The sequence below is a fragment of the Streptomyces bobili genome (genome assembly GCF_002154575.1).
GTDB lineage: Bacteria > Actinomycetota > Actinomycetes > Streptomycetales > Streptomycetaceae > Streptomyces > Streptomyces bobili.
The window spans coordinates 1-12,416 of record NZ_MUBA01000049.1; the positions used below are offsets into that span (position 1 = coordinate 1).

Sequence of the window (12,416 nt, forward strand, 5' to 3'; positions counted from 1 at the left end):
GGTGCGGGTGCGTTGTGGCTGGGCGCGCAGTTCCCCGCGCCCCTGATCGCCTGCGGCGATACCGGGCGCCTTCGATCGCCGCGGCGATCGTTGTGCCGCGTGCCGCGTGCCGCGTGCCGCGTGCCGCGTGCCGCGTGCCGCGTGCCGCGTGCCGCGGCCCAGCCGTCCCGTGCCGCGGGAGCCTTCCCTGCCGGGTGCCCTGTGGGGACCCGGTCGGGAGGGTTAGCCCAGCAGTCTCTCCAGTACTACCGCGATGCCGTCCTCCTCGTTGGAGGTGGTCAGTTCGTCGGCTACTGCTTTCAGGTCTGGGTGGGCGTTGGCCATGGCCACGCTCTTGGCGGACCAGGCGAACATGGGGATGTCGTTGGGCATGTCGCCGAAGGCGATCGTGTCGGCGGCCTTCAGGCCCAGGCGGCGGGCAGCCAGGGAGAGGCCGGTGGCCTTGGACAGGCCGAGGGGGAGCAGTTCTACGATTCCCGCTCCGGCCATGGCGACCGTGACGAAGCCGCCCGCGGCCTGGCGGGCCGCCTCGGCCAGCTCGTCGTCCGACAGCTCGGGATGCTGGATGTAGATCTTGTTCAGCGGGGCCGACCACAGGTCCGACGCATCGGTGAACGGAGTCGAGGGGAGCCTGCCGGTGACCGAGTAACCCGGACCGACCAGCACCTCTCCCTCCAGTCCGTCCCGGCTCGCCGCAAGGTACAGCGGACCGACCTCCGCCTCGATCTTGGCCAGTGCCACCGCGGCCAGCTGCCGGTCCAGTGTCACCGAGGTCAGCAGGCGATGCGCGCCGACGTCGTAGACCTGGGCGCCCTGACCGCAGACCGCGAGACCCTCGTAGCCGAGGTCGTCGAGGATGTGCCGGGTCCACGGGACGCCGCGGCCGGTCACCACGATGTGGGCCGTGCCCGCCGCGGTGGCCGCGGCGAGGGCGTCACGGGTGCGCTGGGAGACCGACTCGTCGGAACGCAGCAGCGTCCCGTCGAGGTCGGTCGCGATCAGCCGGTACGGAAAGACCGGGGCGGCGGCCTCGCTCACTTGGCCACCGGCTCCAGGACTTCTCGCCCGCCGAGGTAGGGCTGCAGCACCTCGGGCACGCGCACGGAGCCGTCGGCCTGCTGGTGGTTCTCCAGGATCGCCACGATGGTGCGCGGTACGGCGCACAGCGTGCCGTTGAGAGTGGCCAGCGGGCGGACCTGCTTGCCCTCGCGGACGCGGATCGACAGCCGGCGGGACTGGTACTCGGTGCAGTCCGAGGTCGACGTCAGCTCGCGGTACTTGCCCTGGGTCGGGATCCAGGCCTCGCAGTCGAACTTGCGGGCAGCCGAGGAGCCGAGGTCACCGGTGGCGACGTCGATCACGCGGAACGGCAGCTCCAGCGAGGTCAGCCACTGCTTCTCCCACTCGAGCAGGCGCTGGTGCTCGGCCTGTGACTCCTCGGGAGTGACGTAGGTGAACATCTCCACCTTGTCGAACTGGTGGACGCGGAAGATGCCCTTGGTGTCCTTGCCGTGCGAACCGGCCTCGCGGCGGAAGCAGGGGGAGAAGCCCGCGTAGCGCAGCGGCAGACGGTCCGCGTCGATGATCTCGTCCATGTGGTACGCGGCGAGGGCGACCTCGGAGGTGCCGACGAGGTAGAGGTCGTCCTTCTCGAGGTGGTAGACGTCCTGGGCCGCCTGGCCGAGGAAGCCGGTGCCCGCCATGGACTGGGGGCGGACCAGGGCCGGGGTCAGCATCGGCGTGAAGCCGGCCGCCGTGGCCTGGGCGATCGCGGCGTTCACCAGGGCCAGCTCCAGCAGGGCGCCGATGCCGGTGAGGAAGTAGAACCGCGAGCCGGAGACCTTCGCGCCGCGCTCGACGTCGATGGCGCCGAGCAGCTGGCCGAGTTCCAGGTGGTCCTTGGGCTCGAAGCCCTCGGCGCCGAAGTCACGGATGTCGCCGTGCGTCTCCAGCGTGACGAAGTCCTCCTCGCCGCCGACGGGCACGTCGGGGTGGACGAGGTTGCCGAGCTGGAGCAGCAGTTCCCGGGTCTCGGTGTCGGCGGCGTCGCGCTCGGCGTCGGCCACCTTCACGTCGGCGGCGAGCTGGCTCGCCTTCTTCAGCAGCTCGGCCTTCTCGTCCGCGGAGGCTTTGGGGATGAGCTTGCCGAGAGATCGCTGCTCGGCACGCAGCTCGTCGAAGCGGACGCCGGACGACCTGCGCCGCTCGTCGGCGGACAGGAGAGAGTCGACGAGCGCGACGTCCTCTCCACGGGCGCGCTGGGACGCGCGCACACGGTCGGGGTCCTCACGGAGCAGGCGAAGGTCAATCACGTGGTCAAGGCTACCGGTGCGTGGTGACGGCTCACGACTCACTATTGCGAGACACGTCTTACGGACCACTATGAGTGAATTGCCCTATGTGTCCGCAGGCTGGTTCGCCGCGTCAATGAACATCGTCCGGCTCGCTGGGCGGGGCGGCTTCGCGGCAGCGTGTTGACTCGATTTCCTTGTGCGGAGCGGCACTTGGGGGGGCGGGTTGTCCACAGGAATCCGCCAGTCGGGAAAGTTATCCACAGGCTGTGCGAAAGATCTGTGGATATCGGAATCGATCATTCCGGGCGGGCTCTCCGGTGGGGCGAATTCCTTGGCCAAACCCCTCCTGCACTCACTTTCGTGTGGAAATGGGTCGCCCTAAAGGATTGATCGAAGGAAACAGGTGGACGAAGAGTGACCCGGAGCGTCGAGATCCGAGTGGGGTGCTGTAGGGCGATTTGTCGACCGGGTGCCGCTTCCGTGTCGACTTGTCCCCAGGTCGAGATGCCAGCCTGTGGATAACTCCTGTGGACAACGAAGATATGCAGGTAGGACCGGCTGAAAGGCGCGCGTAAGAAGCCCGTCACGCGTGCGACAGGTCGGCGCAAGCCGGGCGCCTTCTAGAACCGGCCGTCCTGGCAGCGCGTGACCCATTCCGCCGCCGCCATGAACTCATCCTCCGAGGTCCCCGGCAGGGGCGTCCGCACCTGCGCCGCGGTCACGTCCGCACGCGGATACGAACCGAGGAAACGCACATCACGACAGATGCGCTTCAGTCCCATGAGCGCCTCGGCCATCCGGCGCTCCGAGATATGCCCGGCCGCGTCGATGCAGAAGCAGTAGTTGCCGATGCCGGCGCCGGTCGGCCGCGACTGGAGCACCATGAGGTTGATGCCACGGGTGGCGAACTCGCCCAGCAGGTCACGCAGCCCACCGGGATGGTCGTCGCGCTGCCACAGCACCACGGACGTCTTGTCGGCGCCGGTCGGCGCGGCGGGCCGGGCCGGGCGGCCCACCAGCACGAAGCGTGTCTGCGCGTTCTCCGCGTCGTGGATCTCGGTCTCCAGCGCTTCGAGGCCGTACCGGGCGGCTGCGAACTCGCCCGCGAAGGCGGCGTCGTAACGGCCCTCCTGGACCAGGCGTGCGGCGTCCGCGTTGGAGGCGGCCGACTCCCACACGGCGTCCGGGAGATTGGCCTTGAGCCAGTTGCGCACTTGCGGCTGTGCGGCCGGGTGGGCCGAGACCGTCTTGACGTCGGACAGCTTTGTGCCCGGCCTGACCAGCAGCGCGAAGGTGATCGACAGCAGCACCTCGCGGTAGATCATCAGCGGGGTGCCCGCGACCAGCTCGTCGAGGGTCGCGGTGATCCCGCCCTCGACCGAGTTCTCGATCGGCACGAACGCGGCCTCGGCCTCGCCGGTGCGGACCGCGTCGAGGGCGGACTGCACGGACACGTACGGGATCAGCTGCCGGGTGGCGGCCTCCGGAAGCGTGCGCAGGGCGACCTCCGTGAAGGTGCCCTCAGGGCCGAGATACGCATAGCTCGCTGGCATGACCTCACCCTAATGGGCCTTGCGAAACGAGGAGCGCACGTCTCACAGGCACCCCTCACGCGAGTGAACCGGCGTGACCCGCGCCCGGCGTGTCTCAACCCTCGCGTGTCTCATTCCTCGCGTGTCTCACCCCTCCAGCAACCGCTGCCCCACGTACTCACCCTCCGCCGCTCCGCCCGGTACCGCGAACAGGCCGCTCGACTCGTGGCGGATGTACTTCGACAGCGCGTCCCCGCGGTCCAGCTTGCGCTGCACGGTGACGAAGCCGCGCAGCGGATCGGCCTGCCAGCAGACGAACAGCAGGCCCGCGTCCGGCACCCCGTCGGCGTCGATGCCGTCGTGGTAGGAGAAGGGCCGGCGCAGCATCGCCGCGCCGCCGTTCTGGTCGGGGCGCGTGATCCGGGCGTGGGCGTTGATCGGGACGACCAGATCGCCGTTCGCGTCGGTCTTCTCCAGGTCCATCTCGGCCGTCTCGGTACCCCCGGTCAGCGGCGCCCCGTCGGACTTGCGCCGCCCGATGACCTGCTCCTTGGCGTGGGCCGACAACTGCTCCCAGTCGTCGAGGAGCATGCGGATCCGGCGTACGACGGCGTAGGAGCCGTTGGCCATCCACGCCGGGTCGTTCGACCCCGGCCCTGACCCGGAATCCGCCCCCGACTCCGGCACGAAGATGCGCTTGGCGAAGTCGGCCTCCGCCGGCTTCGGGTTGCGGGTGCCGTCGATCTGACCCATCAGGTTCCTGGCCGTCATGGGGTGGGCGGTCGCACCCGGCGTGCGGTTGAAGCCGTTCATCTGCCAGCGGACCTTGGCCGCCCTGCCCACGTCCTTCTGGATCGCGCGCAGGGCGTGGAAGGCCACCAGAGCGTCGTTCGCGCCGATCTGCACCCACAGGTCGCCGTTGCTGCGGGACATGTCGAGCTGGTCGGAGGAGAAGTCGGGCAGTGGGTCCAGGGAGACCGGGCGCTGCTTCTCCAGCCCGGTGCGGGCGAAGAAGCTGTGGCCGAAGCCGAAGGTGACCGTCAGCGAGGAGGGGCCCGCGTCCCGCGCCACGTCCGTGTCGTCGTCCTTCGCGGCCTCGCCCGCCATCAGCCGCCGGGCCGTCTCCGACCAGCGGCGGAGGAGTGCCGCGGCTTCCTTACGGCCCGCGCCGGCCGCGAGGTCGAAGGCGACGAGATGGCCGCGCGCCTGGAGTCCTTGGGTGATGCCCGGCTGATGTTTCACGTGGAACATCTCCTGGCCGGACCCGATCGAGGACAGCGGGGTGGCCTGCTCGGGCGCCGCCGCGTAACCGGCGACCCCGCCCGCGGCGCCCACCACGAGCCCGGTGGCCCCGGCGGTACCGAGCAGCTTGCGCCGTGTCAGGCCCGCCTGGGGTGTCTGGGGGGACAGGGATTTCCCGGATGTCTCCGGGGCCTGCGGAAGGGTCTGGTCAGACATGGGTGGGTCAGCCGATCTGCGCGTTCTTGGAGACGGTCACCTGGTCGATGTCGGAGGTCCGCACGGTCACGGCGATCTGCCATTCGCCGGCCATGGGGATCTGCACTCCGTTCGCCGACCAGTGGCCGGTGGTGATGTGGTCGGGGGTCACGGGAAGCGGCCCGATCTTCTGCGCTTCGAGGGTGAAGGCGACCTTCACCTCGGGAATGTCGAAGGCACGCCCGTTGGGCCGGGTCACATAGACGTGCATCTCGTTGGCGCCGGTCCGTGCGGGGTCGATGTCGACGCTGACGACACCCTTGCCGTCCGTGCCGCCGGTGTCGAAGGACATGTCCAGGGTCACGGCCCCCGAGGTGCCCTCCGAGGCGGAGGCCGAGGAGGCCGCCGTAGCCGCCTTGGTGTCCTGTTCCGTGCGGCCCGGCTCGGTGGAGGTCAGCGCCGTCGTAACGGCGAGCAGGACGACGGCGATGCCCGCCTCGGCCAGCACCGAGCGGCGCAGCCCGAGCCGCTGGGGATCGGCGTCACGCACCCGCTTCTGCCGTGTCGCATCCATGGCGGCCCGCTGCCGCGCGAGCTGGGCGGCCCGCTTGGCGTCGCCGGAACCGGAAACTGATCCCGACCTCGACCCGGACCCTGAGTCCGACCCGGACCCTGACTCCGAATCGGACCCCGACTCGGACCCGGCCCCTGAGCGGGACTCGGGCCCCGAACCGGATCCGGAACCGTCCCCGGTTTCCCCGGTTTCCCCGGTCTCCTCCTTCTCCGGCTCCTTCTCCGGCTCCGGCTCCGGTTCCGTGACCGTGGCAGATGCCTGCGCCGTCCGCGTCTTCGCAGCGGCGGACGCCTTCCCCGCGGTGGGCGACTTCCGCCCACCCGCCGTTGCCACTGCCTCAGCCTCGGCAGCTCCCGTCGCTTCCGTCCCTGCCGTTTCCGTCCCTGCCGTTTCCGTCCCGGTCGTTTCCGTCCCCGCAGGCTTCCCACCTGCCGTCTCCCCCAGCCGGTTCGTCCACCGCCGTGAGGTCCAGGCGATGCCGACCAGCAGCGCCACCAGCCCGATCTTGATGATGAGGAGCTGCCCGTAGCGCGTCTCGGTGAAGGCCGACCAGGAGCCGAGCTGGCGCCACGACTGGTAGACGCCGGTCACGACGAGGGCGACGACACTGCCGAAGGCGACCTGTGAGAACCGGCGCACGGCCGGCAACCCCACCGGGGTGTCGCCCCGGTACAGCGCCACGAGGAGCGCGCACAGCCCGCCGAGCCAGGTGGCGACGGCCACCAGGTGGACGATGTCCACCGGCATGGCGATGCCCGGCTGGAGCCCGGTGGAGGCGTGCTCGGCCATCGCCCAGCTCGCCGCGAGCCCGGCCGCCACGACGGTCCCGCCGATGGCGAGCCCGAAGGTGAGGTCCCGCTTCTCCTCTCCCTCGCGCTTGTCGTAGGCGCCGAAGAGCACGGCGATGAACAACGCGGCCGCGGCGAGCAGCAGCAGCCGGGAGACGAGCGCGGCGCCCGTCTTGGTCTGGAGGACCTGCCCGAGCAGTTCGAGGTCGAAGATGTCGCCGAGCTTGCCCGACCCGGTGTAGGAGCCGCGCAGGAGCAGCAGGAAGAGGGTGGCCGAGGTGAGCGCGAGCCAGCCGGAGATGACGAGCCGCTGCAGGGCCCGCACCCCGGTGCCGGCCGGCCAGCAGCCCAGGACGAAGGCGGCGCCCCCGACCATGACGATGAACCCGGCGTACGACATGTACCGCCCGAACCCGTACAGCCCGCCGACGGCTCCGTCGCCGGCCTCTCGCGTGCTCGCCGAGACGCTGGTCGCCGAGGGGGCGCCGATGGAGAAGGTGTAGGCGCCGGCGACGGGATGGCTGTCGGCGGACACCACCTGGTAGGTCACCGTGTACGTGCCGTCCGGCAGCCCCGAGTGCAGCGGGACGGAGTAGGTGGTGCCGCCGACGGCGGACGGCTCGCCGGTGTCGACGCGCTTGCCCTTGGGGTCGAGCACGCGGACCGCGTCGGCGCCCGTGGAGACCTGTTCGGAGAAGGTCAGTGAGACCTGGGTGGGGGCCTTGTCGACCACCGTCCCCTGTGCGGGGTCGCTGCCGGTCAGCGCGGCGTGCGCGGAGGCCTGTCCGGTGCCGGCGATGAGCGCGCCGGTGACGGCCAGGAACAGCAGCACCAGCGTCCGGATTCTGGGGGCGATGGTCGTGGGCAAGGCGGTCCTTCCCTCAGTTTCCGGAGTGCGGGGTGTAGGTGGCGGATTCCACCGGCATCTCGACCGCGATGGTCCCGGAGTCGGCGAAGTGCAGTTCCACGGCCACCTTCTCGCCCTGTAGCGGCTTCCGTTTCAGGTTTTCGAACATCAGGTGGTTCCCTCCGCTGGCCAGCTGGAGCCGGCCGCCCGCCGGTACGTCCAGGGAGTCGACCTCCTGCATGGCACCGCCGACGGTCTCGTGGACGCTGACGCTGCCCGCGACCTCGCTGGTGACGGAGGTCAGCTCGTCCTTCGTACCGCCCTTGTTGGTGATCGTCAGGAAGCCCGCGGCCATGGAGTCGGAGACCGGCTGTGGCATGTAGGCGGCGCTGACGGACAGTTCGGCGGCCGAGTCGCCGGAGCCGCAGCCCGCGAGGACGAGGGCACCGGTCAGCGCGGCGGCACAGGCCGCGGTGGACCGTCTCACGGGTTCTGCCCCTTGATGATCTTGGGCAGGTCCTTGATGTAGTCGTCGACCTGGGCATCCTCACCGTAGAGGAGGTAACCGGCGTCGGTCTTCGGGGAGAAGGCGACGACCTGGGTGCCGTGGGTGGACACGATCTTGCCGTTCTTGTCCTTGTGCGGCGGCTCGATGGAGATGCCGAGGCTTCGGGCGCCCTTCTGGATGGTCGCGAAGTCACCGGTCAGGCCCACCACCTGGGAGTCGATGCCCTTGAGCCAGGCGCCGAGTGCGGCCGGGGTGTCGCGGCCCGGGTCGGTGGTGACGAACACGACGCGCAGCGCGTCCTGATCCGCCTTGGACAGCTGCTTCTTCGCGACGGCGACGTTGTTCATCGTCAGCGGGCAGACGTCCGGGCAGTGGGTGTAGCCGAAGTACACGAGCGTCGGGTGGCCCGCGGTCTCCTTGCGGAGGTCGTAGGACTTGCCCCGGGTGTCGGTCAGGACCAGGTCCGGCTTGGTGAAGGGCTGGTCGAGCACGGTCGCGGCCTGCTGCGAGGAGCCGTCGGAGACGGCCGCGACGGGGCTGGAGCCCGAGTCGCCGTCGCTGCCGCAGGCGGAGAGGGTGAGGGTGGCCGCCGCGAGCAGCGCGGCCGCGGCGAACGTCTTCTTGCGCATGGAGAAATGTCCCAGTTGTGTTGACTCCGGTGCGCACCGGGGGCTTGGGCGGCCCCCGGTGCGCACCGCGGACGAGCAGGGCTCAGGAGGCGTCGGTGGTCCTGCGGCGGCCGGCGAGCACGCCGTAGGCCACGCCGGCGGCCCCGACCGCGATGCCGACGACGCCCAGGACCCGGGCGGTGGTGTCGGTGTCGTCGGAGGAGTCGGAGGCCTCGGTGGTGGCGGCGGCCGGCTCGGAATCGCCGGACTTGCCCGACGACGCCGCCGCGGACGAGCCGTGGGCGTGGTCGTCCGCGGCGGAGAGGGCGAGGACCGGTGCCGGGTTCTCCGGCTCCTCGGCGCCCTCCTTCTGCACCTCGATCCAGCGCACGACCTCCTTGTTGGAGTACGTCTGGATCGCCTTGAAGACCATGTCGTCGGCGTTCTCGGGCAGGGCGCCCAAGGAGACCGGGAACTGCTGGATGAAGCCGGGCTCGATGCCCTTGTCCTCGGCGGTCCAGGTCACCTTGGAGACGGCCTCGGAGATCTGCCGGCCGTGCACCTCCAGAGGCTTGGCCAGCTTGCTCTTGGTGACCGTGATCTTCCAGCCGTCGACCTTCTGCGGCATCACCGAGGAGAGCGGGGCGTCGGCCGGGAAGTTGACCTCCAGCTGGGTGGTCGAGGCGTTGTCACGCTCGTTCGGAACGCGGAAGTTGACGACGGCGTAGCCGCCCTTGGCGGCCGTCCCCTCCGGCTGCACACTGACGTGCGCGAAGGCGGGCGAGCACAGGAGAAGAACGGCGGAACCGGCGACGGCAGCGGCGGCGGCGAGACGAGAGGCCTTCAGGACGGGCTTCACAGGCTTCATGACAGCGAGCACTCCACTCTGAGTGAAATACGACGGTGAGGTCGGGCGTGGACGCGGAAACGCGTGCACGCGCGCGTGCCGCACGACGGCGGCCACGCCCCAGGGGTGAAGTGGAGTGCTGGTCGTGTCGTGTCAGGCAGCAAGGACGAGAGCGGCGGCGGTCGGCGGGCCGCGCCTGATCACCGTGTGCTGGAGTGCCTCGGCGGATGGCCTGGGCGAGGGGAGCAGCGCGGTGCGCGGAACGCGCGGACCCGACTGCGGCAGGGCGGGCAGCCCGGCGAGGAGGGCGCGCACCAGGGCGAGCGCCCCGCGCAGGGACCGTACGCAGGCGGTCTCGGCGACGCCGTGTGCCGACAGGTCCATGAGCCGCAGCAGGGCCGAGTCGCCGCGCCGCAGCAGCCATCCGGTGGCGACGGCCGCGAGGACGTGACCGAGCAGCATCGGCAGGGACGGCAGCAGCGACATGGCCGAGCCCGCCGTGCCGGCCAGAGCGTCCGCCGGGTGGTGCATGGATCCCATGCCGGAACCGGCATCAGCACCCGTACCCGTACCCGTCCCTGTTCCGGTCGCCGTCCCGGTGACGGCCGGATGGAGCCGCGCCTCGATGAGGATCTTCTGGGCCTGCGCCGGGCTCAGTGCCGCCGCGGCGGCTCCGCACACGAGCCGTGCCGCCCGCTCGACCAGTGCGGCGTCCGAGGCGGCGGCAGTGGTCGTCGCGACGGTAGGCGACGCGTGCTGTCCGAGGCCGAACAGCGTGTGCAGGACGGCCTGTCCGACGGCGAGCAGGGCCGCGACGGCCGGCAGCGAGCGCTCGCGTCCCGCGAACGGCACCACGACCGCGACGGCCCCCAGGAATCCGGCGCCCAGCGTCCACAGGGGGACGGCGGCGCAGGCGGCCAGTGTGTGACCCGCCCCGGCCAGCACGACACAGACCGCGGCGAACACCGCGGCCCGCAGCAGCCGGAGAGCGCCTCCGGAGCGCGCCGTGCGCTGGTGGGGGTCAGTCATGGCGGGCTCATCATCGCACTGGCCCCCCAGCGGCCGTACGGCAGGGCCGCAGGATTCGGCCCGCTCCGAAGATCACCTTCTGATACGACAGGTATGACTGATGCCCCTGTGTCACGCATACACCGTTTTCCGCACCCCCCACATCCCCCATATGGGCGGCGTCACGTGGAAATCGCGCTTACTTACGGTTCAGGGCGGCAATACGTATCGGTATGTCGAGCCGCGGCCTGGAGGCTGGAGCATGAGCATCTGGTGGTCACTCCATCTGCGCCGCGAGGCCGCGAGCGTGCCGCTGGCCCGGCGCCTGCTGCTCGGCACCATGGAGACGGCGGGGGTCGACCCCGACATCTCGTACGACCTCTCCGTCGCCCTCAGTGAGGCCTGCGCCAACGCCGTCGAGCACGGCGGGATGAACGCCGCGCCCGGCGGTGGTTCGGAGGCCTACCGGGTCACCGCCTACCTCGACGGCGAGAAGTGCAGTATCGAGGTCGCCGACTCGGGCCCAGGCTTCACGGCCGAATGTCCCGCCCACGCGCACGCGCACGCCGATGCCGAGGCGGGTCGCGGCCTGTATCTCATCCGGGAACTCGCCGACCACGTCCACATCGGCAACAAGCCGGGCCACGGTGGGGCCGTGGTGAGCTTCGACAAGATCCTGAAGTGGCGCGAGGACGCCCCCCTGATGGCGGTCTGACGGACCGGCGGCCCGGACGGCACTCACAGCCGCTTCTCAGTCTCCGCCCACGCCCCTGACGGGTGGCGTTCCTACCTTTCGTGTCCATGACGGGAAACCACAAAGACACGTCCATCACCCGGCGCCGCGCCCCGGCGGTGACCGGTGGCACGGTCGCGGCGGGCGGCCTCGCCGTCGCCGGTTACCGGTCGGCCTTCGCCGACACGACGACAGGCACGGAAGCGACGACGGGGACGGCGACGGGGACGGCGGCCACGGCTTCGGCGTCCTCGGCCACCGGCACCTGCATGACCCTCATGTCGAGCGTCACCGAGGGGCCGTACTACCTCGACGGCGCCTTGGTGCGCAAGGACATCACCGAGGGCAAGAGCGGTGTCCCGCTGACCCTGCGTCTGACCGTCGTGGACGCCACCGACGGCTGCACCCCCGTCCCCGGAGCCGCCGTGGAGATCTGGCACTGCGACGCCTGGGGCTACTACTCCGGCTACACCACCGCCGACCCCGGCGGCTCGGCCCCGGCCGAGAGCGAGGACGGCTCGACCGCCGACGACAACACGTACCTGCGCGGCTACCAGATCGCCAACGCCAACGGGGTCGTCAAGTTCGAGACGATCTTCCCCGGCTGGTACACGCCCCGTACCTGCCACATCCATCTCAAGGTCCACACCGGCGGTGAGAAGGAGGACGGCACCTACGAGGGCGGCAAGGTCAACCACACCGGCCAGCTGTTCTTCGCCGACGACATCGCCCAGGAGGTCTTCACGCTGGAGCCGTACGCCAAGCACTCCGGCACCTACACCAAGCTCGACGACGACATGGTCTACGACGGTGGTGGCGCCGCCGGCGGCCTGCTCACCCTCAAGCCCGTCAAGAAGGCCGACCCGTCCAGGGGGTACAAGGGCACCCTGACCCTCGGCGTCGACCCCGATGCGGAGAACAGCGGCGCCGGCAGCGGCGGTGGCGGCACACCTCCGGGAGACGCACCGACCGGAACTCCGCCCACCGGAACCCCGCCGAGCGGCGCGCCCACGGCCACGGCCTCGGCCTCCTCATAGGAGTACGGGGATGACCAGCCGTCAGGACGAGACGCTCGCGCGGGCAGCCGTGGCCGCGCTGACCGGGCAGCTGGCCCTGGTGCCCAAGCCGGGCATGCCCGACCCGCGCGATCTCGCCGCCCGCGTCACCCGCCGCGACCACCGCGGACTGCGCTGGTCGGCCAAGGCGCTGGCGCCCGGCCTCGCGGCGATGGCCGCCGCCG

The 12,416-nt window shown here is 70.7% G+C and carries 11 protein-coding genes and 1 pseudogene; 3 read left to right on the plus strand and 9 right to left on the minus strand.

Annotated elements, in window-relative coordinates; all coding sequences use genetic code 11:
• Positions 1 to 222: 222 nt before the first annotated feature.
• The 9 genes from BZL64_RS04455 to BZL64_RS04495 all read right to left on the minus strand — a co-directional run bounded on the left by BZL64_RS04455 (position 223) and on the right by BZL64_RS04495 (position 10,464).
• Positions 223 to 1,038, minus strand: coding sequence for an HAD family hydrolase (locus tag BZL64_RS04455; protein ID WP_086766367.1), 816 nt, complete (start codon positions 1,036 to 1,038; stop codon positions 223 to 225).
• A complete protein-coding gene (serS, locus tag BZL64_RS04460; RefSeq protein ID WP_086766370.1) occupies positions 1,035 to 2,312 on the minus strand; it encodes a serine--tRNA ligase in 1,278 nt (425 codons plus the stop codon). Before serS ends, BZL64_RS04455 begins: the two co-directional genes overlap by 4 nt.
• Positions 2,313 to 2,914: 602 nt before the next feature.
• On the minus strand, positions 2,915 to 3,847 hold the full coding sequence (gene pheA / locus BZL64_RS04465) for a prephenate dehydratase (protein ID WP_086766372.1): 933 nt from the start codon (positions 3,845 to 3,847) through the stop codon (positions 2,915 to 2,917).
• Positions 3,848 to 3,973: 126 nt separating this feature from the next.
• Positions 3,974 to 5,284: an iron uptake transporter deferrochelatase/peroxidase subunit gene (gene efeB / locus BZL64_RS04470; RefSeq protein ID WP_086766374.1), complete on the minus strand. Its 1,311-nt coding sequence runs from the start codon at positions 5,282 to 5,284 to the stop codon at positions 3,974 to 3,976.
• 7 nt (positions 5,285 to 5,291) lie between these two features.
• A complete protein-coding gene (locus BZL64_RS04475; protein WP_086766376.1) occupies positions 5,292 to 7,493 on the minus strand; it encodes a copper resistance CopC/CopD family protein in 2,202 nt (733 codons plus the stop codon).
• A 13-nt stretch (positions 7,494 to 7,506) separates the two neighbouring features.
• Positions 7,507 to 7,959 (minus strand): copper chaperone PCu(A)C, encoded by a 453-nt coding sequence (locus BZL64_RS04480; RefSeq protein WP_167396089.1) that lies wholly within the window; start codon positions 7,957 to 7,959, stop codon positions 7,507 to 7,509.
• Complete coding sequence (locus tag BZL64_RS04485; RefSeq protein WP_086766378.1) at positions 7,956 to 8,609, minus strand: SCO family protein; 654 nt, start codon at positions 8,607 to 8,609, stop codon at positions 7,956 to 7,958. The genes BZL64_RS04480 and BZL64_RS04485 overlap by 4 nt, the downstream gene beginning before the upstream one ends.
• Positions 8,610 to 8,691: 82 nt before the next feature.
• On the minus strand, positions 8,692 to 9,435 hold the full coding sequence (locus BZL64_RS04490) for a YcnI family copper-binding membrane protein (RefSeq protein ID WP_086766386.1): 744 nt from the start codon (positions 9,433 to 9,435) through the stop codon (positions 8,692 to 8,694).
• Positions 9,436 to 9,588: 153 nt separating this feature from the next.
• Positions 9,589 to 10,464 carry a hypothetical protein gene (locus BZL64_RS04495; RefSeq protein ID WP_086766380.1) on the minus strand — a complete coding sequence of 292 codons (876 nt, stop codon included), beginning with the start codon at positions 10,462 to 10,464 and terminating at the stop codon, positions 9,589 to 9,591.
• Between the two features lie 241 nt (positions 10,465 to 10,705).
• On the opposite strand from BZL64_RS04495, the gene BZL64_RS04500 reads away from it, so the two are divergent.
• From BZL64_RS04500 to BZL64_RS04510, 3 genes and pseudogenes are all read left to right on the plus strand, one after another.
• Entirely contained in the window at positions 10,706 to 11,158 is a 453-nt protein-coding gene (locus BZL64_RS04500; RefSeq protein WP_086766382.1) for an ATP-binding protein, read from the plus strand.
• Between the two features lie 86 nt (positions 11,159 to 11,244).
• Positions 11,245 to 12,213 carry an intradiol ring-cleavage dioxygenase gene (locus tag BZL64_RS04505; RefSeq protein WP_208639358.1) on the plus strand — a complete coding sequence of 323 codons (969 nt, stop codon included), beginning with the start codon at positions 11,245 to 11,247 and terminating at the stop codon, positions 12,211 to 12,213.
• A gap of 10 nt (positions 12,214 to 12,223) precedes the next feature.
• Positions 12,224 to 12,416, plus strand: a pseudogene (locus tag BZL64_RS04510) (triphosphoribosyl-dephospho-CoA synthase); the annotation flags it as partial.